Source organism: Mycobacterium simiae (genome assembly GCF_008370645.1).
In the GTDB taxonomy this organism is placed as follows: domain Bacteria; phylum Actinomycetota; class Actinomycetes; order Mycobacteriales; family Mycobacteriaceae; genus Mycobacterium; species Mycobacterium simiae_A.
This window is the reverse complement of sequence record NZ_VTZN01000088.1, coordinates 1-22045: the sequence shown is the minus strand read 5'-3', so window position 1 is coordinate 22045 and position 22045 is coordinate 1. Positions and strand designations below refer to the sequence as shown.

General features: G+C 65.6%; 20 protein-coding genes. 5 read left to right on the top strand and 15 right to left on the bottom strand.

Annotated elements, in window-relative coordinates:
- A partial coding sequence (locus F0Q45_RS14920; RefSeq protein ID WP_149654675.1) for a MarR family transcriptional regulator occupies window positions 1-399 on the bottom strand: 399 nt, incomplete at its 3' end.
- Between the two features lie 233 nt (window positions 400-632).
- Between F0Q45_RS14920 and F0Q45_RS14915 the strand changes: the two genes are divergently transcribed.
- Entirely contained in the window at window positions 633-1454 is an 822-nt protein-coding gene (locus F0Q45_RS14915; RefSeq protein ID WP_149654674.1) for a class I SAM-dependent methyltransferase, read from the top strand.
- A gap of 20 nt (window positions 1455-1474) precedes the next feature.
- On the opposite strand, the gene F0Q45_RS14910 is transcribed toward F0Q45_RS14915, so the two are convergent.
- Both F0Q45_RS14910 and F0Q45_RS14905 read right to left on the bottom strand, forming a co-directional pair.
- The gene (locus F0Q45_RS14910) at window positions 1475-3421 is read right to left on the bottom strand and encodes a primosomal protein N' (RefSeq protein WP_149654677.1); all 1947 of its coding nucleotides are present in this window, start codon (window positions 3419-3421) and stop codon (window positions 1475-1477) included.
- A gap of 107 nt (window positions 3422-3528) precedes the next feature.
- Window positions 3529-4266 (bottom strand): lysoplasmalogenase, encoded by a 738-nt coding sequence (locus F0Q45_RS14905; RefSeq protein ID WP_149654676.1) that lies wholly within the window; start codon window positions 4264-4266, stop codon window positions 3529-3531.
- Here F0Q45_RS14905 and F0Q45_RS14900 point away from each other — a divergent pair.
- The 4 genes from F0Q45_RS14900 (at window position 4265) to F0Q45_RS14885 (ending at window position 8791) form a co-directional block, all read left to right on the top strand.
- Window positions 4265-5236 carry an alpha/beta hydrolase gene (locus tag F0Q45_RS14900; RefSeq protein WP_149654673.1) on the top strand — a complete coding sequence of 324 codons (972 nt, stop codon included), beginning with the start codon at window positions 4265-4267 and terminating at the stop codon, window positions 5234-5236. The two genes, F0Q45_RS14905 and F0Q45_RS14900, sit on opposite strands and share 2 nt — an antisense overlap.
- A gap of 19 nt (window positions 5237-5255) precedes the next feature.
- On the top strand, window positions 5256-6215 hold the full coding sequence (locus tag F0Q45_RS14895; RefSeq protein ID WP_149654672.1) for an alpha/beta hydrolase: 960 nt from the start codon (window positions 5256-5258) through the stop codon (window positions 6213-6215).
- A 425-nt stretch (window positions 6216-6640) separates the two neighbouring features.
- Window positions 6641-8125 carry a flavin-containing monooxygenase gene (locus F0Q45_RS14890; RefSeq protein WP_149654671.1) on the top strand — a complete coding sequence of 495 codons (1485 nt, stop codon included), beginning with the start codon at window positions 6641-6643 and terminating at the stop codon, window positions 8123-8125.
- A gap of 90 nt (window positions 8126-8215) precedes the next feature.
- Window positions 8216-8791: a pyridoxamine 5'-phosphate oxidase family protein gene (locus F0Q45_RS14885; RefSeq protein ID WP_149654670.1), complete on the top strand. Its 576-nt coding sequence runs from the start codon at window positions 8216-8218 to the stop codon at window positions 8789-8791.
- An 82-nt stretch (window positions 8792-8873) separates the two neighbouring features.
- Here F0Q45_RS14885 and metK read toward each other — a convergent pair whose 3' ends face one another.
- The 12 genes from metK to pyrR all read right to left on the bottom strand — a co-directional run bounded on the left by metK (window position 8874) and on the right by pyrR (window position 21852).
- Window positions 8874-10085 carry a methionine adenosyltransferase gene (gene metK / locus F0Q45_RS14880; protein ID WP_149654669.1) on the bottom strand — a complete coding sequence of 404 codons (1212 nt, stop codon included), beginning with the start codon at window positions 10083-10085 and terminating at the stop codon, window positions 8874-8876.
- Between the two features lie 108 nt (window positions 10086-10193).
- Window positions 10194-11447, bottom strand: coding sequence for a bifunctional phosphopantothenoylcysteine decarboxylase/phosphopantothenate--cysteine ligase CoaBC (coaBC, locus tag F0Q45_RS14875; protein WP_149654668.1), 1254 nt, complete (start codon window positions 11445-11447; stop codon window positions 10194-10196).
- A 15-nt stretch (window positions 11448-11462) separates the two neighbouring features.
- On the bottom strand, window positions 11463-11795 hold the full coding sequence (gene rpoZ / locus F0Q45_RS14870; protein ID WP_149654667.1) for a DNA-directed RNA polymerase subunit omega: 333 nt from the start codon (window positions 11793-11795) through the stop codon (window positions 11463-11465).
- A 67-nt stretch (window positions 11796-11862) separates the two neighbouring features.
- On the bottom strand, window positions 11863-12423 hold the full coding sequence (gmk, locus tag F0Q45_RS14865) for a guanylate kinase (protein WP_262491015.1): 561 nt from the start codon (window positions 12421-12423) through the stop codon (window positions 11863-11865).
- A gap of 91 nt (window positions 12424-12514) precedes the next feature.
- Window positions 12515-12832 carry an integration host factor, actinobacterial type gene (mihF, locus tag F0Q45_RS14860; RefSeq protein ID WP_015355818.1) on the bottom strand — a complete coding sequence of 106 codons (318 nt, stop codon included), beginning with the start codon at window positions 12830-12832 and terminating at the stop codon, window positions 12515-12517.
- A 395-nt stretch (window positions 12833-13227) separates the two neighbouring features.
- The gene (pyrF, locus tag F0Q45_RS14855; RefSeq protein ID WP_149654665.1) at window positions 13228-14052 is read right to left on the bottom strand and encodes an orotidine-5'-phosphate decarboxylase; all 825 of its coding nucleotides are present in this window, start codon (window positions 14050-14052) and stop codon (window positions 13228-13230) included.
- A complete protein-coding gene (gene carB, locus F0Q45_RS14850; RefSeq protein WP_149654664.1) occupies window positions 14049-17402 on the bottom strand; it encodes a carbamoyl-phosphate synthase large subunit in 3354 nt (1117 codons plus the stop codon). Before carB ends, pyrF begins: the two co-directional genes overlap by 4 nt.
- On the bottom strand, window positions 17402-18523 hold the full coding sequence (gene carA, locus F0Q45_RS14845; RefSeq protein ID WP_149654663.1) for a glutamine-hydrolyzing carbamoyl-phosphate synthase small subunit: 1122 nt from the start codon (window positions 18521-18523) through the stop codon (window positions 17402-17404). Before carA ends, carB begins: the two co-directional genes overlap by 1 nt.
- Complete coding sequence (locus tag F0Q45_RS14840; protein ID WP_149654662.1) at window positions 18520-19041, bottom strand: PH-like domain-containing protein; 522 nt, start codon at window positions 19039-19041, stop codon at window positions 18520-18522. The genes carA and F0Q45_RS14840 overlap by 4 nt, the downstream gene beginning before the upstream one ends.
- Entirely contained in the window at window positions 19038-20330 is a 1293-nt protein-coding gene (locus tag F0Q45_RS14835; protein WP_149654661.1) for a dihydroorotase, read from the bottom strand. The genes F0Q45_RS14840 and F0Q45_RS14835 overlap by 4 nt, the downstream gene beginning before the upstream one ends.
- A complete protein-coding gene (locus F0Q45_RS14830) occupies window positions 20327-21283 on the bottom strand; it encodes an aspartate carbamoyltransferase catalytic subunit (protein ID WP_149654660.1) in 957 nt (318 codons plus the stop codon). Before F0Q45_RS14830 ends, F0Q45_RS14835 begins: the two co-directional genes overlap by 4 nt.
- Entirely contained in the window at window positions 21280-21852 is a 573-nt protein-coding gene (pyrR, locus tag F0Q45_RS14825) for a bifunctional pyr operon transcriptional regulator/uracil phosphoribosyltransferase PyrR (RefSeq protein ID WP_149654659.1), read from the bottom strand. The genes F0Q45_RS14830 and pyrR overlap by 4 nt, the downstream gene beginning before the upstream one ends.
- Window positions 21853-22045: the final 193 nt, after the last annotated feature.

The window sequence follows — 22045 nt, the reverse complement described above, 5'->3', positions numbered from 1 at the left end:
CGCTGCCGGCATTTGCTCGACAATGCGGGCAATCTCGGCGCGCCGGTACGCGGTGACTTGCCGAACCAGGTCCCGCCCCCGCTTGGTCAGCACCGCGAGCAGCTCACGCCGGGAGGTCGGGTGTGGCTGCCGGTCGATCATTCCCGCGCCGACGAGCCGGTCGACCATCCGTCCGGTGGCTGACGGTTGCACCCCTAGCAGGGTCGCCAGTGTCGCCAGGTTGACCGGACCCTGGTTGGACAGAATCACTAAGGTGCGAAATTGCGGGATGGTGATGGTCTCGTCGACCTGCGCAATGGAATGAGCCGAGATGGCTACCAACAAGCGGGACGCCGTCAGCAGTGAATCAGTCAGCATATCCAATGATTCTTGCGCTACTGACGCGTTCTCCGTGGACATCTTACTTCCCCTTCCCCGGCGCCCCCGGGTCGTCAACGTCGTCATTTCTTAAACGGAAATAGCAAAGTAAAAGTGTAACAGCGTCCTACAATCGTAGACATCGAATATCGCTAAGACCTATAATATCTGGCGGTCATGATGAATTGCAGGTATTCACACTTGACTGCCTCCGCCGACCACCGTCAACGAAGACGGACGTTCTGTGCGAATTCTCACATTTCGGCAGGAGTTCGATGGCGCTCGACACACCGGTCACCCGGCGGGTTTCTGCCAGGACCCATCGCGAAGTGTGGGCGCTCGGCGATTACGCCGCGCTCGCTGACGAGGTGCTGGCCCCGCTGGGTCCGACCCTGGTCTTCGCCAGCGGAATTCGCCGCGGTGATCGCGTGCTCGACGTCGGCGCCGGTACCGGAAATGCGGCGCTCGCCGCTGCTCGAGCGGGTGCCCATGTCGTCGCCAGCGACCTGACACCGGAGCTGCTGCGGCGCGCTCAACATCGAGCCGCAGCTGCGGGACTGAAACTCGGCTGGCGAGAAGCCAATGCCGAGGCCCTGCCGTTCGGCTTCGGCGAGTTCGACGTAGTGCTCTCCGCGATCGGAGCGATGTTTGCCCCGCGTCATCAGCGCACGGCCGACGAACTTGCTCGGGTTTGCCGTCGCGGCGGCAAGATCAGTGTGCTGAGTTGGACACCGGACGGTTTCTACGGCCAGTTGCTGTCCACCATCCGACCACACCGGCCGACGCTGCCGAAGGACGCGCCCCAGGAGGTGTGGTGGGGCCAGGAAGAGTACATCAACGATCTATTTAGTGACCACGTCAGCGATATCCGCACCCAGCGCGGATTGCTAGAAGTGGACCGGTTCGACCATCCCAAAGAGTGCGCCGACTACTTCAAGGATTGCTACGGTCCGGTGATCAACGCGTACCGCAATATCGGCGACGACCCAGAGCGCGTTGCCAGGCTCGATGCCGAACTTACCGAACTCAGCGACGAGTACCTCAAGGACGGTGTGATGAAGTGGGAGTATTTGATCTTCACCGCGCGTAGGCGCTGAGGCAGCCGACCGGCCGCCCACTAACCGATGTGTAACGGGTCGATCTGTACCCGCACCGGATCGTGAGTTTGCCGCGCACTAAGCACAGCGATGCCACGCCGCAGACACGCTGCCAACGCCAGGCCCTGGTCTCGGCGAACCCGCACCAGCATTCTGATGACCGTCGCGTCTCCAGGGGTGCCCGCGGGGCGGCGCACGCCGAGCGGCAGATCGACCGGGCCGAGTAGCTCCGCCTGCACGGGCAACTCTGCTTGATCAAGCAGAGCCCGTACCGCCTCGTTGGTGCCATCGAGGGCGGCCACGTGCACGCTCGGTGGCAGGCCCACCTCGCTTCGGGCGACCAGTTCGGCCTCGGCATGACCCACCGGATCCCAGCGAATCAGCGATTGCACGGTCGGAATGAAAGATTCGGCGACCACGATCACCACACCGCCGTCACCACGCGGGCGCACCAGCGCCGCCGCAGCCATCCAGCGCCCTAGCGCGTCCTCGGCGGCGCGCAGATCCTGTCGGCCCAGCAGCGACCAGGTGTCCAACAGCAGCGCCGCCCCGTATCCATCGGAGACCCGCGGCTCGGCTCCTGGGGTGGCAACCACCAATGCCTGACGCGCGGCAACCTCCGCCACGACGGCATCACCCGACGAAGTGATAACCGCCGTACCCGGGAAGGCCCGGCCGAGTTCCTCGGCGGTACGTCGGGCCCCGACCACCACGGCACGAACCGCATCCGATCCACAACGTGCACATCGCAGCGTCGGCTCCGTGCGCCCGCACCAGCGGCAGACCGCGCCACCTCCGCCACGCTCCTGCAGCGACAATGGGCCAGTGCAGTGCCGGCACCGGGCGATCGCGCGACAACCTCCGCATGCCAGCGCCGGCACATACCCGCGCCGAGGCACCTGCACCAGCACGGATGCCCCGGCTTGTAGCGCCGAGCGCGCGGCACGCAGAGCGATGGACGGTATCCGGGCGGTGTGAGCGGCCGGATCGCGCTCATCGGCGTAGCCACTGTTGTCTAGCGCAACGACGCGCGGGCTGCGGGCACGCACCAGCGGCCTGGCCGCCACGATGTCGTGCGCCCACCCGCTGCGCACCAGCGCGTGGGCTTCGGCGGTCCGCGCGTAGCCGCCGATCAGCGCTGCGCTGCGGGCCTGATGCGCGCGCAACATCGCCACCTCCCGGGCATGAGGATAGGGGGCGCGCGGCTCGGCCAGGGTGTCGTCGCCGTCAGCCCACACCATGACCAGTCCCAGATCCCCTACCGGCGCGAACACTGCGCTGCGGGTACCGATCACCAATCGTGCACTGCCCCGCAGCGCGGCCAGCCACTTGCGATAACGAGCGGCTGGGCCCAAGCCGGCTGACAAGGCCACCACGCTGCGCTCGTCGATACGGGCAGTCGCGGCCTGCCACAGGGTGTCCAAATCCCGCTGGTCTGGCACGATCGCCAGCACCGCGCGGCCCGTCCGTACCGTCTGCGCCGCGGCCTCGGCGAATCGGTTTGCCCACTGCTCCCCCGGCAACGCCTGCCAGACCGCTCGAGCCGCCCGCGCCTCGGCGAGTGCCCCCAAGAACTGTCCACCTCGCCCGTAAGCCTGCCAGCCCGACGGGTCGATCGACGCAACATCAGGCCGATCGGTAACCGCATTGGCTTCCCGCTCCACCCTGGCGTGGCGGGCGGGAATCGCCAACCGCAACACATCGGCCCGAGTACCGGCGTAACGCGCGGCCACCGCGTCGACCAACCGACGGGTCTCCGGTGTGAGCACTGGTTCCGGTGACACCACCCGATCCAGCCAACCCAGCTTGCCCTGGTGATCGGTATCGTTGCGACGCTCGAGCACAAACCCGTCCACCAGCCGGCCGTGGAACCGCACCCGTACCCGTACCCCCGGCTGGGCATCATCGGACTGTTCGGCTGCCACCAGATAGTCGAACTCGCGGTCTAGGTGCGGCACCGAGAGCATCGGAAGCACCCGTGCGATCGGCTCGACATCGATCGGTGTGCGGTCTGAGCCGCGAGAAACCGTGCTAGACACTTTGTTTGGTCCATCCGCGCCGTCGGCGCGGTCCGTTAGCTTTCGGCAGACTCACGAGTGTTGACCGGGACCTCGCGACCAAAAAAGAACCCGGCGGTGATCAGGACTTCCGCGGCCGCATACGACCACCAGATCGGAACCGCCAGCGCCTCGTTGCCCAGGATGAACCGGCCGATCGCAATCATCGAATCCGACGCGGCAAAACTCAGCGCGCCGACGGCAGTCCAGATCGTCGGAAGCCGGGCCAAGAACGCAGTGCACACCATGGCGGTTAAAACCACGATGTAGACGGTCACGGGAATGGTCAGCTTGTCCTGCCCAAGGTGGGGCCAGAACCAAACCAACAGCGACGCGGACGTCGCACACATCAGCACGGCGGCGGCAAGGCGCGGGCGCGACGGCGCCGAACCGAATGCCAGCGGCGCCATCGCCCCAAGAAAACACAAGTGCGCCAACAAGAATGAGGCTAGCCCGAATACGAAGGACTGCGTCCACCATGGGATAGCTAGCAGCCAGTCGCCGGCGGCCGAGAACAGCAGCGCCGGCACCAGCCACCGCCGCTCGCGGGCGATGGGATGCGCCATCGCCGCGATAGCCAGCAGCACCGCCATCGACGCTTTGAACGGCGGCTGCAAGATCCAGTGACCCGTCAGCTCGGTTCCCGGCGGGCGCCGCATCGCGATCACAGTCAAGTACACGCCGTACGCCAGGCCCGCCCAGCCGGCTACTACCCAGCTCCCAGCCACAAAACGCGGTGCGTACGGTACCTGCATGCCCAATTTGGACAACACCGCCGCCGGAAAACCCGCAATCGACCCCATCCTGCTGAAGGTACTGGATGCGGTTCCGTTTCGGCTATCGACTGAGGATGGCATAGACGCGGTACGCCAGCGGTTGCGCGATCTGCCGCGCCGACCGGTATACCCGGAGCTGCGGGTCGAGGACCGGTCGATCGACGGGCCGGGCGGGGCTATCAACATCCGAATCTATTGGCCACCAGATGATTTCAATCCCGACAACAACCGCCCGGTGGTGATGTACTTCCACGGCGGCGGCTTCGTCATGGGCGATCTCGACACCCACGACGGCAGCTGCCGCCAGCATGCCGTCGGCGCCGGCGCGGTGGTGGTGTCCGTTGACTATCGGCTGGCGCCCGAGCATCCATATCCTGCAGCCATCGAAGACGCTTGGGCGGCAACGCTATGGGTGGCACACAAGGGGGCCGAGATTGGTGCTGACAACGCCCGCATCGCGGTGGCCGGAGACTCGGCCGGCGGCACCATCGCCGCAGTCACCGCTCAGCGTGCCCGCGATGAAAGCAATCCGCCGATCGCATTCCAATTGTTGTGGTACCCCTCGACGATGTGGGACCAGTCACTGCCGTCGTTCACAGAGAATGCCACTGCGCTGATCCTCGACACCAAAGCCGTGGCCGCCTTCTCGCGTTGGTACGCAGGCGATATCGACCTGTCAAACCCGCCGGCAACAATGGCACCGGGCCGGGCGCGCAACCTGGCCGACCTGGCACCCGCCTACATCGCCGTCGCCGGCTACGACCCACTGCGTGACGACGGCATCCGCTATGGCGAGCTGCTGGCCGCCGCTGGTGTCCCCGTCGAGGTCCATAACGCCGAGACGATGGTGCACGGCTATGTCGGCTACGCAGGTGTGGTGCCCGCCGCTACTAGCGCGATGGATCGCGGGCTGGCGGCGTTGCGCGCCGCTCTGCACGGTGAGCTCTAGTCGTGCGTACCGTGAGGACATGACGGAGCCGACGATCGCCCGACCTGGTATCGATCCGATACTCACCATGTTGCTCGATGCAGTTCCGACAACCTTCAACGCCGCCGACGGCGTCCACGTTGCCCGAGAGCGGCTCGCTGCGCTGCAGCCACCCCCGGAGTTGCTTCCGCAATTGCGGATCGAGAACCTCAGGGTCGGCTACGGCGAGGTCACCAACATTCCGGTTCGGATCTATTGGCCAGCTAGCACCGGCGACGAGCCCATGCCGCTGGTCGTTTTCTACCACGGCGGCGGCTGGTCGCTCGGCAGTTTGGACACCCATGACCATGTCGCACGTGTTCATGCTGTCGGCACCGAGGCCATCGTGGTGGCCGTCGACTACCGGCTTGCCCCCGAGCACCCCTACCCGGCCGGGGTCGACGACAGCTTCGCGGCGCTGCGCTGGGTCGGCGAGCACGCGGCCGAGCTCGGCGGTGACCCCCGTCGGATTGCTGTCGCCGGTGATTCCGCGGGCGGCAATATCTCTGCCGTCATGGCGCAGCTGGCCCGCGACAACGGACCGGATTTGGCCTTCCAGCTGCTGTGGTATCCGTCGTGCATCGGTGACCTGGCGCTGCCGTCCTTTACCGAGAACGCCGCCGCTCCAATCCTGGATACCGACGCCATCCAAGCGTTCCTATCGTGGTATGTCCCGGGCCTGGACCTCAGTGACCACACAACGCTGCCGGCCACCCTCGCCCCGGGCAACGCCGACCTTTCGGGTCTGCCGCCCGCCTTCATCGGCACTGCCGAGCACGACCCGCTGCGTGACGACGGCGCTCGCTATGCGGAGTTGCTTCGCGCCGCCGGGGTGCCCGTGGAGTGGTACAACGAGCCGCACCTGGTGCACGGCTACGCCAGCTTTGCCCTGATGGTGCCCGCGGCCGCCGAGGCCACCGATCGCGGCCTGGCAGCGCTGAAGAAAGCGCTGCACACGTGACAAAGCCGCCGACGCGACCGCGATTTTGCGTTACGCGTAGCCAATAAGGATGCCATGCGAGGCCGAGATCGCGCTTCGTTGAGCGAGCGCGAAGGGGCGGACTTTCATGAGCCCATGAGCACGACCCGCTGCCTGCCCCAAAAACGCAGCAGCGCAACATCTCAGCCAGGTCAGCCGTGGGAACCGCGGGAATCCCGAGTAACCGCATCGCGTCGCCGGTGGCCGCAGGAGGTCCCCAACCTTGCGTCGCGCTCATCGACCACGGCGCTGCGCTTCCGCGGATTCGCGATGCCATTTCCAAGGGCCAGCCTTGCCCTTACAGTGGCGTTATGGCCACGGTCACCGCTGAGCGGCCCGCGAAACGCTCACAGCCACACCGACACGCGGCGCGGCGCCGCAGGTACTTCACCAGGACGTAGGCGCTCATGACCACCGAGCCCGGTTACCACGTCGTCATTGTCGGCGCCGGATTCTCTGGTATCGGCGCAGCGATCAAGCTCGACCAGGCCGGCTTCCCTCACTACCTGTTGATTGAGGCCGGCAATGGCGTCGGCGGCACTTGGTACTGGAACACCTATCCCGGCATCGCCGTCGACATTCCGTCGTTTTCCTACCAGTTCTCCTTCGAGCAGAGCCCGCAGTGGTCGCGAACCTACGCCCCCGGTCGCGAACTGCGGGCCTACGCCGAGCACTGCGTCGACAAGTACGGCATCCGGTCCCGAATTCGGTTCAACACCAAGGTGTTATCGGCCGAGTTCGACGACGAGCAGAGTCTATGGCGGGTCCATACCGACACCTGCGGCGAAATCACCGCCAGGTTCGTCATCAACGCCAGCGGGGTACTCACAGTGCCGCGACTGCCCGACATCGACGGGGTGGACTCGTTTGGCGGCGCGACTATGCACACCGCGCGCTGGGATCACCGCCAGGACCTGTCGGGTAAGCGGGTCGCCATCATCGGCACCGGCGCCTCGGCTGTCCAAGTCATTGCCGAAATCGCGCCAATAGTCAAGCAGCTCAACGTTTTTCAGCGAACACCGATCTGGTGTTTCCCCAAGTTCGACGTGCCGCTACCGGCGGCGGCCCGCTGGGCCATGCGGATGCCGGGAGTGCGCGCCATCCAACGGGGGCTGAGCCAGGCCTTTGTGGAGGCGACCTTCCCAATCTCGGCGCACTATTTCACAGTGTTTCCGCTGGCCCGATGGAGCGCGGCACTGGGGCGGCGTTATCTGCGCCGGCAGGTCAAAGATCCTGTGGTGCGCAGCCAGCTCACCCCACGTTATGCCGTGGGCTGCAAACGGCCCGGCTTCCACAACAGCTACCTGTCCACCTTTAATCGCGGCAACGTACGGTTGGTCACCGAACCGATCAGCAAGATCACCGCCACCGCAGTGGCCACCACCGACGGCGCTAGCCACGAGGTCGACGTCTTGATCTTGGCGACCGGTTTCCAGGTGCTCAACATCGACGACTTGCTCACTTATCCGGTGATCGGCCGCGAAGGCCGCTCCCTAAGCCAATTCTGGGACGAGCACCGGACGCAGGCCTACCAGGGCGTCAGTATTCCCGGTTACCCCAACTTCTTCACCGTGTTCGGCCCGTACGGGTATGTCGGCTCGTCATATTTCGCGCTCATCGAAACGCAGACCCACCATATCTTGCGGTGCCTCAAGCGGGCCCGCCGCGACGGCGCGACTCGTGTCGAAGTGACCGAGGAAGCCAACGCCCGCTACTTCGCCGAGGTGATGCGGCGCCGCTACCGCCAGGTCTTTTGGCAGGACAGTTGCCGGCTGGCCAACAGCTACTATTTCGACAAGAACGGCGACGTACCGTTACGCCCTACGACGACGCTTGAGGCTTACTGGCGCGGTCGTCATTTCAATCTCACCAGTTACCGGTTTACCGGTTAACGGCTGCGGAGAGACCAATCTCACCCGCGCCAACCCCAGCGGACCGCGTTAGGCTCAGGTCTCGTTGCGGACTGGTAGGAGGCGATGTCGATGGCGAAGGTGTTTTCCCACATCGACAAGTCGCTCCGCGACTTCATTGGCAAGCAGGCCATGTTCTTCGTGGCCACCGCGCCGTCCGATGGCGGTCGCGTCAACCTCTCGCCCAAGGGTTACCGGGACACGTTCGCGGTGCTTGACGACCACACTGTCGCTTATGTCGACCTGTTCGGCAGTGGCGCCGAGACAATCGCGCACCTGCGCGACAACGGCCGGATCACCATCATGTTCTGCTCTTTCACCCGCAACTCCCGGATCTTGCGACTGTTCGGCACCGGCCGGGTGGTGCGCCCCGATGACGCCGAATTCGACCGCATCCGAACACATTTCCCGACCCTACATGCGGGAACCCGGGCCGCGATCGTCGTCGACGTCGACCGTATCGCCGATGCGTGCGGGTTCGCGGTGCCCTATTACGAGCTGGTCGATGAACGCCCGGTGCTCGACGCCCATCATCAAAAGGCACCTGAGGACAGCTACGTTCGCATCATCGAGCGCAACCGGCACAGCATCGACGGCCTGCCCGCGCTAGACCCCGACCATCCCCTGCCGCCCAGCGCCGGACGATGAGCGGCACCCAGCTCGCGAGCAGACACAGAATCGCACGCGGGAAGCCCGCGTAGTGCGATTCTGTGTCTGCTCGCGCCAGCAACTAGATCGCGCGCTTGAGGTCGTCGACCTTGTTGAGCTGCTCCCACGGTAGTTCGATATCAGTGCGCCCGAAGTGCCCGTAGGCAGCAGTCGGCGCATAGATTGGGCGCAGCAAGTCCAGGTCGCGGATGATCGCCCCGGGCCGCAGATCGAATACCTCACCGATGGCCTTCTCGATCTTGACCGGGTCAACCGCCTCGGTGCCAAAGGTTTCGACAAACAAGCCAACCGGGGCGGCCTTGCCGATGGCATAGGCCACCTGCACCTCCACCCGGTCAGCCAGCCCGGCGGCAACGACGTTCTTGGCCACCCAGCGCATGGCGTATGCCGCGGATCGGTCCACCTTAGAGGGGTCCTTACCGGAGAAGGCGCCGCCACCATGGCGGGCCCAGCCGCCGTAGGTGTCGACGATGATCTTGCGACCTGTGAGGCCCGCGTCGCCCATGGGGCCGCCGAGCACGAACTTGCCGGTGGGATTGACCAGCACCCGCGTCGCTGAGGCGTCCAGCGTCTCGTGCGCCAAGTCGTCCAGCACCGTCGTGAGCACCTTCTCCCGTATGTCGGGATCCAGCGTGTTTACCAGATCAACATCGGCGGCGTGCTGGGTAGAGACCACCACGGTGTCCAGCCGCACCGGAACATTGTCCTCGTAAGCGATGGTGACCTGCGTCTTGCCATCGGGCCGCAGGTAGGGCAACACCCCGTTCTTGCGGACCTCAGTCAGCCGCCGCGACAGCCGGTGGGCCAATGCGATGGGCAGCGGCATCAGCTCCGGCGTGTCGTTGATCGCATAGCCGAACATCAGGCCCTGATCACCAGCGCCCTGCGAGTCCAGCGGATCGGCCGCGCCCTCCACGCGTGCTTCGTGGGCAGTGTCAACGCCCTGAGCAATGTCGGGCGATTGCGAGCCAATGCCGATGTTTACTCCGCACGTCGCCCCGTCGAAGCCCTTGTCCGAAGAGTCGTAGCCGATCTCCAGAATGCGGGCGCGCACGGTGTTCGTGATGTCGGCGAAGGCGGCCTTTGCCGCGGTCGTCACCTCGCCCACCACGTGCACCTGCCCGGTGGTCACCAGCGTCTCGACCGCCACACGTGAGCGTGGGTCCTCCGCCAGCAACGCATCGAGAACCGAGTCGCTGATTGCATCACAGATCTTGTCGGGATGTCCCTCGGTCACCGACTCACTGGTGAACAGCCGACCCTTTTCGCTCACTACTTCATCCTTCCGATAATTAGCTAGCCGAATTATATCCTCCGGCATCAGTTGTAGTCCGTCCACTCGGGCAAGGGATCGCTCAGCACCTGTTCAGGAGCCGTACAGTCACCTGCCGTCGCCATGTAGAAACGTGACGATCGCATCAACGATACGACTAGCCATTAAAGTCTTAGAACCGTGCTGCAACGCCAGTTCGGTTCCATCGGAGGCCAACAGCCAGCCGTCGTTGCTGTCCACCTCGAAGGCCCTGCCGTCGCCGACCGCGTTGACAACCAAGAGATCGCAGCCCTTGCGGCGCAGCTTTTCCCGGGCGTGAAACAGCACGTCGCCGTCGGCGTCGCCGGTCTCGGCGGCAAACCCCACAATGGCCCGCATATTGGGCAGCTGCCCGTGCTCGCGGGCCGCCACCGCGCCGGCTAGCACGTCATCATTGCGTAACAGCTCGATCGTCGGCGGCTCGTCGGCGCCTTTTTTGATCTTGGCCGCCGAAACCTGTGCCGGCCGGAAGTCGGCCACCGCTGCCGCCATGACCAGCACGTCGGCCTCGGGTGCGTGCTTGGACACTGCGTCGCCGAGTTGCTGCGCCGAGCTGACGCGCACCACGTTGACACCGGCCGGATCGATGAGACCTGCGGTATGCCCGGCGATCAAAGTGACCTCGGCCCCGCGCTGGGCAGCAACTCGTGCCACCGCGTAGCCCTGCTTGCCGGAGCTGCGGTTGCCGATGAAGCGCACCGGATCGATCGGCTCCCGAGTGCCGCCAGCGGTGACCAGCAGCTTGCGCCCCCCAAGGTCGTAGGGCAGGGCGTCGTGGCGCTCCAGCAGCAGGTGGGCGAAGGTGGTGATCTCCTCGGCCTCGGGCAGTCTTCCCGGCCCGCTGTCAGTGCCGGTGAGCCGTCCCGAGGCGGGTTCCAGTACCACGGCACCCCGGCGGCGCAACGTGGCCACATTGTCGACGGTGGCCGGGTGTAACCACATCTCGGTGTGCATTGCCGGTGCGAAAAGCACCGGACACCGTGCCGTGAGCAGGGTCGCGGTCAACAGATCGTCGGCGCGGCCATGGACCGCGCGAGCGAGGAGGTCCGCAGTGGCCGGCGCGACGACGACCAGCTCGGCGTGCTGGCCGATACGAACATGCGGAACCGCGGGCACGTCGGAGAAGACATCCGTGTGTACCGGGTGACCGGAGAGCGCCTCGAAGGTGGCGGCCCCGACGAAGCGTAGTGCGGATTCGGTAGGGATGACCCGGACCTCATAGCCAGCTTCAGCGAGCTGACGGACAACCGTGCACGCCTTGTAGGCGGCGATGCCACCGGACACGCCGACGATGACCTGTTTGGGGATCCGTTTGCCGTCCATCCGGGGCCCGCCGTGTTACTCGCCCTCGGTGTGCTCGAGCAGATCGGCGTGGATCTCGCGCAGCGCGATGGACAGCGGCTTTTCCTGCAGCCCCGGCTCGACGAGCGGACCCACGTATTCCAAAATGCCCTCACCGAGCTGGTTGTAGTAGTCGTTGATCTGCCGGGCGCGCTTTGCCGCATAGATCACCAGAGCGTATTTGCTCGAGACTCGGTCCAACAATTCGTCGATGGGCGGATTGGTGATGCCCAGCGGGGTGTCGTAGGCGCTTACCCCGCCTGTCGCCGGATCGTACTGATCGGTGGTGGGCACGGCGGCCAACGACGCGTCGGACTGCGGAATACTCACTGAAGACTCTTCTCCTGGAGAGCGAAGCAAAAATGGCAAAGACGTGATTTTTCAGATCCGGCTGGGCTCATGCCGAGCCGGGCGTAGCACTAACCAGCAAGGATACCAATTCAGCGCACGCGGACTCCAATCGACGGTTCACCACGACTTTGTCGAAGTCATCTTGGGCAGCCAGTTCGGTGCGCGCGGTCTCCAGGCGGCGGCGGATAACTTCGGGTGTCTCGGTACCCCGGCCGATCAGCCTGGCCTTCAAGTCCTCCCAGCTGGGCGGTGCCAGAAAGACTGTGACGGCCTCGGGCATGGCTTTCTTGATCGCGCGGGCCCCGGCCAGGTCGACCTCGATCAGCACCGGAAAACCTGACGCGGTGGCTGCCCGTACAGGTTGGGCCAGGGTGCCCGAGCGATGTAGGCCGCCGTGGATTTCGGCCCACTCCAGCAGCTCGCCCTGGTCGACCAGGTGCTGGAAGTGGGCGGGGCTGACAAAGCGGTAGTCCACGCCGTCGACCTCACCCGGCCGCGGCGCCCGCGTGGTAGCCGAGACACTGAAGTGCAGATCCGGTACCTGCTCACGCAGACACCGGACCACTGTCGACTTGCCGACCGCGGAGGGACCGGACAACACGACCACACGTCCGGTGCCCGGTCCTCGGCAAGGGCTCACTGGTGCCCCTGCGTCGACGCCTCCCACAGGCCGTTCGGCCTGCATTCCCGCGGCGGGACTAGGCGGAGCCGAACTTTTCCAGCAGGGCCTTGCGCTGGCGGTCGCCCAGACCACGCAAGCGACGAGTCGGCGCAATTTCCAGCTCAGTCATGATTTCCTGCGCCTTGACCTTGCCCACCTTCGGCAACGCCTCCAGCAGCGCAGACACCTTCATCTTGCCCAAGACTTCGTCGGTCTCGGCGTCCTTGAGCACCTGGGTGAGGTTGGTGCCGCCGCGCTTGAGCCGGTCCTTGAGCTCTGCTCGCGCTCGACGTGCGGCAGCAGCCTTCTCCAACGCGGCCGCGCGCTGCTCGTCGGTCAACTGGGGAAGGGCCACGATTCCTCCGTCTCTCATCGATATCAATCGATCTTCATTTGTCTTGGCCGGGTACTACAGCCAGCGCAGACGACCGTACTCACGCTTTCGGACGAAATCTAACCCGACCCCCTGGTAACGGCGACAAATTCCCAGCGTGGCCCCGGCCCCCGACCTGAGTCAACGGGGCACCGAAGGGCGCTGTCAGCCACTCAGCACCATGCGCAGACAATGGCCAGATGTCCACACTTTGGACTGTGAAACCCCCGCCTAGCAGCGGTTTCCGGCACGCAGAGGGCCCAGAAAGGCGTGACCAACTCGCGGGGTGACCGGCGGTGGAAGGGCCCGCGAAGCGCAGTGCCGCGGATCACGCATTTTTCATTGCATCGTTGCGCGTGTCGCTTGGCTTACACCCGCTATCGCGCCGACAGGTACGCGACCGCCTCGAGCATCCGTTCGCCAGCGGCCCGCACCTCTGCGATGCCGGGGCCCGCGCGCAACACCTCGCGCGACACCGCAGGCAACAGCTGACCCGACGTAGCCCCGCCCAGTCCGCCGAGTGCCTCCAACCGGCCGCCCTGAACGCCGATACCCGGCACCAGCACCGGTCCGCCCAGGGCACTGAGGTCGGGTGGCTGCAGGACGGTCGCGCCGATGACTACGCCCACCGAACCGTGCTCGGATCCGGCGGCCCGGTTTTCGGCCCCGACCTGATCCACGATCAGCTGGGCCACCGTGCGGCCGGCGGCGTCGGCGCGCTGCACCGTCGCGCCCTCGGGATTTGAGGTGGCCGCCAGCACGAACACGCCTCGGTCGTGGGCTGCGGCGACCTCCAGCAGCGGGCGCAGCGACCCGAACCCCAGATACGGCGAGGCGGTCACCGCGTCGGCGGCCAGTGGCGAGTCTCCGGCCCAGGCCGCGGCATAGGCGGCCATCGTAGATCCGATGTCACCGCGCTTGGCGTCCGCCAGCACCAGCACGCCGTTGGCTCGCAGAGCGGCGATGGTGCGTTCCAGCACCGCAAACCCCGCCGCACCGTAGGCCTCGAAAAATGCCACCTGCGGCTTCACCACCGCGAAACCGGCGTAAGCCTGCACACAGATGTCGCTGAACGCGGCCAGACCGTCGGCGGTGGGCGGCAGGTCCCAAGCCCGGAGCAACTCGGGGTGTGGGTCGATGCCCAAGCACAGCGGCCCCCGGCGCGTTCGTGCCTGCGCCAGCCGGGCGCCGAAGCCGGTCACTGAACAGCACCCCGAGAATCGATCGCGCGGTGCAACTCTTGCAGCGAGCGCACCCCGATGTCGCCGCGAATTCCGGCTTCGATGCCCTGCACAGCCGCTGACGCGCCTTGCACCGTGGTGATGCAGGGGATGTTGACGGCCACCGCGACCGAACGGATCTCGTAGCCGTCGATGCGCGGACCGGAGTTGCCGTAGGGCGTGTTGATCACCATGTCGACCTCACCGGCGCGGATAGCGTCCACGGCCGACATCTCGGGCCGGCCAGGCTGCGGTGACTCGAAATGCTTACGCACCTCGTCGCACGGAATTCCATTGCGGCGCAACATCTCCGCTGTTCCCTCGGTGGCCAGGACCCGGAAACCCAGGTCGGCGAGCCGCTTGACCGGAAACACCAGTGAGCGCTTGTCCCGGTTGGCAACCGACACAAATACCGTCCCGCGGACAGGCAACGAGCCGTAGGCCGCCGTCTGGCTCTTGGCGAAAGCGCTGCCAAAATCGCGGTCGATACCCATCACCTCACCGGTCGATTTCATCTCCGGGCCCAGCAGCGAATCGATGGCGGCCCCGTCGGCGCAGCGAAACCGGTGGAACGGCATCACGGCTTCTTTGACCGCGATGGGGGCGTGGGGGTCGGCGTGGGCGCCATCTCCGGAAGCTGCCAGCATTCCCTCCTCGCGCAATTGAGAAATACTGGCACCCAGCATGATCCGCGCACATGCTTTGGCAAGCGGGATAGCGGTGGCTTTGGAGACGAACGGCACCGTGCGGCTGGCCCGCGGGTTGGCCTCCAGCACGTAGAGGATGTCGTCTTTGAGTGCGTACTGCACGTTGAGCAGACCCACCACGCCGATACCGTGGGCAATGGCTTCGGTGGCCTGGCGCACCTTCTCGATGTCGCTGCGGCCCAATGTCACCGGCGGCAGCGCGCAGGCGGAGTCACCGGAATGCACCCCGGCCTCCTCGATGTGCTCCATGATGCCGCCGATGTAGACCTCGGTGCCGTCACACAGCGCGTCCACGTCGATCTCGACCGCATCTTCGAGGAAACGGTCGACCAGCACCGGATGTTCGGGCGAGAGCTGGGTAGCCCGGGTGATGTAGCCGCGCAGTGTCTCGTCGTCGTAGACGATCTCCATGCCGCGACCCCCCAGGACGTACGAAGGCCGTACCAGCACCGGGTAACCGATCTCGTCGGCGATCCGGCGGGCCTGCGCGAAAGTCGTTGCAGTGCCATATTTCGGTGCCGGCAGCCCCGCAGCGGTCAACACGTCGCCGAAGGCGCCGCGGTCCTCGGCCAGGTCGATGGCTTCCGGGGGGGTACCCACGATCGGAACTCCGGCGTCGGCAAGCCGTTGCGCCAGCCCGAGCGGCGTCTGGCCGCCCAATTGCACGATCACCCCGACCACACCCGGGCCCCCGATGGCCGACTGCTCCTCGGCCCGGAACACCTCGAGGACATCCTCGAACGTCAATGGCTCGAAATACAAGCGATCGGCGGTGTCGTAGTCAGTGGACACCGTCTCTGGGTTGCAGTTGACCATGACCGTCTCAAAGCCTGCCTGGCTCAACGTGGTTGCCGCATGAACACAGCTGTAGTCGAATTCGATGCCCTGGCCGATCCGGTTGGGCCCGGATCCCAGGATCAACACCTTCGGCTGCTCGGTCTGCGCAGCCACCTCGGTCTCGGCGGACGGGTCAAGTTCATAGCTGCTGTAGTGGTAGGGCGTCTTGGCCTCGAACTCCGCCGCGCAGGTATCCACCGTCTTGTACACCGGGTGGATACCCAGCCGTTCCCGCAATGACCGCACCCCGTTTTCCCCGGCCAATTCCGGTCGCAGCGCGGCGATCTGGCGATCGGACAGCCCACTGTGCTTGGCGTACCGCAGCAGCTCCGCGTCCAGCACCGGTGCGTCGACAAGCTCAGCACGCAGCCCTACCAGCTCATCGATCTGGGCGACGAACCACGGATCGACGCCGCTGGCCTGGGCCACCCGTTCGATACCGGCACCCAGCCGCAACGCCAGTTCGATGTCGTAGAGCCGGTCTTCGGTGGGCGTCTGCAGGCGGGCCAGTACCTGATCGACGTCACCTCCGGAATCCGGGGCGGTCCAGAACCCAGCACGGGTGGTCTCCAGCGAGCGCATCACCTTACCGAGCGCCTCGATGAAATTGCGGCCCAAAGACATTGCTTCCCCGACAGATTTCATCGTGGTGGTCAACGTGGGATCGGCGCCAGGAAACTTCTCGAACGCGAACCGGGGCGCCTTGACCACTACATAGTCCAGGGTGGGCTCGAAGCAGGCGGGTGTTTCCTTGGTGATGTCGTTGACGATCTCGTCGAGGTGGTAGCCGATGGCCAGCTTGGCGGCGATCTTGGCGATCGGGAAGCCGGTGGCCTTGGACGCCAACGCACTAGACCGGGATACCCGCGGGTTCATCTCGACCACGATCAGCCGGCCGTCGCGCGGGTTGACCGCGAACTGAATGTTGCAGCCGCCGGTGTCCACGCCGACCTCGCGCAGGATCGCGATGCCCAGATCTCGCATCCGCTGGTATTCCCGATCGGTCAGCGTCATGGCCGGGGCGACGGTAACGGAGTCACCGGTGTGCACGCCCATCGGGTCGACGTTCTCAATCGAGCACACCACCACCACGTTGTCGTGGCCGTCGCGCATTAGCTCGAGCTCAAACTCCTTCCAGCCGTAGATCGATTCCTCGATGAGCACGTTGGCGCTGGGTGAGGCAGCCAGCCCGGCGCCGGCCATCCGCTCCACCTCGTCGGCCGAACGCGCCATACCTGAACCCAGACCGCCCATGGTAAAGCTGGGCCGCACCACGACCGGCAGGCCGAGCTCCGCGACGGTCTCACGGACCTCGTCCATGGTGAAACAGACTCGGCTGCGCGCAGATTCGCCGCCAACCTTGGCGACGATGTCTTTGAACCGCTGCCGGTCCTCACCGCGCTGGATGGCGTCGAAGTCGGCGCCGATGAGTTCGACGTCATAACGCTCGAGCACCCCGTTCTGGTACAGCGCGACCGCGGTGTTGAGCGCGGTCTGCCCACCCAGAGTCGCCAGTAGAGCGTCGATCTTGTTGCCGCGCTCGGCCTGCTGCGCGATCACCCGCTCGACGAACGACGCGGTGATGGGTTCGACATAGGTGAAGTCGGCATACTCCGGATCGGTCATGATGGTGGCCGGGTTGGAATTGACCAGGCTGACTTGCAGCCCTTCGGCGCGTAGCACCCGGCACGCTTGGGTGCCGGAGTAGTCAAACTCGCAGGCCTGTCCGATGACGATCGGCCCCGAACCGATGACCAGCACGTGGCGCAAGTCGGTGCGACGCGGCACTAGCAGTCCCCTTTCGCCATCAAATCGACAAACTGGTCAAACAGATACTCCGCATCGTGCGGACCGGCTGCGGCCTCCGGGTGGTATTGCACCGAGAACGCCCGTCCGTCAACAAGTTTGACGCCTTCGACCACTCCGTCGTTGGCGCAGGTGTGGCTGATCACCGCTGGACCGAACGGCGTATCGAAGCGCTGGCCAGCCTCCCCTTCTAGCGCGAACCCGTGGTTTTGCGAGGTCACCGCCACCCGTCCGGTGGCGTGGTCGATGACCGGGATGTTGATCCCGCGGTGCCCGAACACCATCTTGTAGGTCGACAGGCCCAGCGCCCGACCTAAGATCTGATTGCCGAAGCAAATGCCGAACAAGGGAATACCGGCGGCCAACACCTCGCGGGTGACCGCAACGACATGGTCGGCGGTAGCCGGGTCCCCGGGGCCATTGGACAAGAACACGCCGTCGGGCTTGAGGGCAACGATCTGCTCGAAGGTGGCGGTCGCCGGCAGCACGTGGCTGCGAATGCCGCGCCGAGCAAAATTGCGTGGGGTATTGGTCTTGATCCCTAGGTCGAGTGCTGCCACGGTAAAGCGCTGCAGCCCTTCAGGTTCGACGGTGTAAGTACTCGGTGTGCTGACCTCGCGGGCGAGATCAGCACCCAACATCGACTGCTGGGCCCGCACCCGCTGCAGCAACTCGTCGGGTTCGGCGAGCGCAGCACTGGAAAACACGCCGGCCTTCATCGAGCCACGGCTGCGCAGATGCCGCACCACCGCGCGGGTGTCGATGCCGGAGATCCCGACGATGTGCTGGCGGATGAGCTCGTCTTCGAGTGTGCCAGTGGCACGCCAGTTGGAGGCACGCGGCGACGGGTCGCGCACCGCGTAGCCGGCGACCCAAATCTTGTCGCCGCGACTCTCGGCGTCCTCACCGTTCCAGCCGGTGTTGCCGATCTGCGGCGCGGTGGCCACCACAATCTGGCGGTGATAGCTGGGATCGGTCAGCGTTTCCTGATAGCCGGACATGCCGGTGCTGAACACGGCTTCGCCCAGCGTTTGGCCGATCGCGCCGAACGGAGCCCCGGTGAAGACGCGGCCGTCTTCGAGTACCAGCAGGGCTTTGGTCACGCCACATCCTCCGTTCGGGGCTCCAGCCAGCCTTCCAACCAGCAGTGGTAATCATCACGGTTATCCGCCCGAAACCCGATATCGATCTCGACACCGGACGGCAGTCGCCACCGGATCGCCAGTATCGAATCGCGGCCGGCGACCTTTCCGGCCATAGCGCGCTCGGTTCGAACGGCGGTTATCGACTCGTGCGGCATCCAAATAGGTTGAGCGGCAGTGCGTTTGAGTAGCATTCCGGCGGGGTAGCGGGTCAGCACCGCAGTGCTGCGGTAGCCGAGATCACCGGCGGTGATCCGGTTGTTCCACGCCGGCGATACCGTGCACCCGACATAGATACCCCGCAAAGTGCCAGCCGCGGCGCCGACCTCGTCTGGCACACCGGGCAGGTCGCCAATCAGCTCCGCCTGCTGCCGGGCGCGGCGGCGCCAGCCTCGCATCATCAGCCCAAACACCAGGCCAATCGCCACCACCAACACCGCCGCGAAAATCAGGGAGCCAATCAGAGTGCCGGTGTTCATGCCGGGCTCTTTCCGTCTCGGGCGGTGATCTTCCCGCGCAGTAGAGTCGCCGTTACGGTGGCAGGCAGCGTCATCGACTCGTACGGAGTGTTGGCCGACCGGCTGGCGAGGCCGGCCCCGGTGACCGTCCAAGCGCCATCCGGGTCGACCACTGCCAGGTTGGCCGGCTCGCCCACTTCCAGCGGCCGACCCTGATCGGACAGCCCTGCAATCCGCGCCGGATTCTCACTCATCACGCGCGCGAGACCGCGCCAGTCCATCAGGCCGGACCGCACCATGGTCTGTACCACCACCGACAAGGCGGTCTGTAACCCGAGCATGCCTGGGCGTGCTGCACAGAATTCCACGCATTTCTCGTGCTCGGCATGGGGCGCGTGGTCGGTTGCCACACAGTCGATGATGCCCTCAGCCAGCGCCTGCCGCAGCGCGACGGCGTCGGAGGCTTCGCGCAGCGGGGGGTTGACGCGGTTCACGCCGTCGTAGCTGGCCAGTCTGCTGTCGTCGAGCAGCAAGTGATGGGGGGTGACTTCCGCGGTAATCGAGATACCCTGCGCCTTGGCCCATTTCACTATTTCGACAGTGCCCGCGGTGGAGGCATGGCAGATATGCACCCGAGCGCGCGCGTCGCGGGCCAGCAGGGCGTCCCGGGCCACGATCGACTCCTCGGCGGCTCTGGGCCATCCCGACAGACCCAGCTTGGCGGCGTTCGGGCCTTCGTGCGCGACGGCGCCAAGAGTGAGCCTGGGCTCTTCGGCGTGCTGGGCGATCAGCACACCGAGGCCGGTGGCATATTCCAGGGCGCGGCGCATCAGCAGCGGGTCATGCACGCAAACTCCGTCGTCAGAGAACATCCGCACTTGGGCGGCACCGGCATTCATCATGCCCATCTCGGTAAGCTCGACGCCGCCTAACCCGACGGTGACCGCACCAACGGGATGCACGTCGACCAAGCCCACCTGCTGGCCGCGGTGCCAGACGTGGTCGGTGACCACCGGGGTGTCGGCCACCGGATGGGTGTTGGCCATCGCAAATACCGCGGTATAGCCTCCCAAAGCCGCAGCCGCCGAACCCGTTTCGATGTCCTCGGCATATTCGCGGCCGGGCTCGCGTAGATGGGTGTGCAGATCGACGAGCCCGGGCAGCAGCACGTGATCGGTGGCGTCTATGACAGCTGCGGACTCGGGGATTACTAGTCGGAGACCTATCTCGGCGATCTGGCCGTCATCGACCAACACATCGACCCGCTCCCCTTCGCCGTAAAGCCGAACTCCGCGCAGTAGCACACTCATGCCGCACCTTCTTTACCGGTGTCTGTGCCGACCAGCACATGGAACAACACCGCCATGCGCACGTGTACGCCGTTGGAAACCTGCTGCAGCACAGCTGATTGCGCCGAGTCGGCGACCGATGAGGAGATCTCCATGCCGCGCAGCATCGGCCCGGGATGCAGCACCACGGCGTGGCCGGGCAGCATCACCTGGCGCCGCGCGGAAAGTCCGTACAGCGTCGAGTACTCACGTACCGAGGGAAAGAAGCCGCCGTTCATCCGCTCGGCCTGAACCCGCAACATCAGCACCGCATCGGCGGCGGGCAGCTCGGCGTCAAAGTCATGGGTGACGGTAACCGGCCAATCCTCGACACCTGCCGGCAACAATGTCGGCGGTGCCACCAGCACCACTTCCGCGCCCAGCGTGCGCAACAACGCCACGTTGGAACGGGCCACCCGGCTGTGCAGGATGTCGCCGACGATCACCACACGCCGGCCCTCGATGCCGCCGAGTCGTTGCCGGATGGTCAGCGCATCCAGCAGCGCCTGCGTGGGGTGCTCATGGGTGCCGTCGCCGGCGTTGATCACCGACGGGCCATCGTTGTTCGCACACGTCCAGTCGGCCAGCAGACGCGCGGCGCCCGCGGCCGAATGTCGGATGATCAGCGCGTCAGCGCCGGCTGCGCGCAGCGTCAGCGCAGTATCGCGCAACGACTCGCCTTTGCCCACCGACGATCCGGTCGCGCTGACGTTGATCACGTCGGCGCTCATCCACTTGCCGGCCACCTCGAACGAGACCCGGGTTCGTGTCGAGTTCTCGTAGAACATCGTGACGACGGTGCGGCCGCGCAGCGTGGGCAGCTTCTTGATTTCCCGGCCTACCAGCGCCTGGGCGAACCGGTCGGCGTCGTCGAGGATGGCGGTGGCTTCGTCGCGGCTCAAGTCGCCGGCGGCCAGCAGATGGCGCGGGGTCATCGGGATATCACCACGGCGTCGCGACCGTCGTGCTCGCGCAGCTGCACATGCACACTCTCGTTGCGCGAGGTGGGAACGTTCTTGCCCACGTAGTCGGCGCGCACCGGCAGTTCGCGGTGGCCGCGGTCGACCAGCACGGCCAATTGCACCGCACGAGGCCGGCCCACATCGCGCAGCGCGTCGAGCGCTGAACGCACCGAGCGCCCCGAGTAGAGCACGTCGTCGACGAGAATCACCAGCGCGTCGTCGATGCCGCCGACCGGGATAGCCGTCGCCTCCAGCGGCCGCGGTGGCTTGCTCATCAGGTCGTCGCGGTACAGCGTGATGTCCAGCGCGCCGGGGCCGACCTCAACACCGCAGTATTCGCCGATATTGCTGGCCAGCCGCTTAGCCAGGGTCACACCGCGAGTCGGGATGCCCAACAGCACCACCCGCGGCGCCTCAGGGCTATCCAGCGCAGTCTTTTCGATGATCTGGTGTGCGATGCGAGAAATGGTGCGACCAACGTCGGCCGCGGACATCAATTCTCGGGATTCCCGGCCAATAGCGGAATCACCGGTAGCACCCATGCGAGAAACATGACCTCCTTCTCCGCCTCTCCGGACGGATCGTTAAAGGATGTCGACTGCCCGGGAGCGTAACACTGTGTTGCCCCGCGGCGACGATGCGGGCCGCGTGGCGGCCCGAGGAGGAGCAACCGTAACACCTCTTGTCACGTGCGCCACACTGGTCTCTACCGGGAAAATGCCCGATGTGCCCACC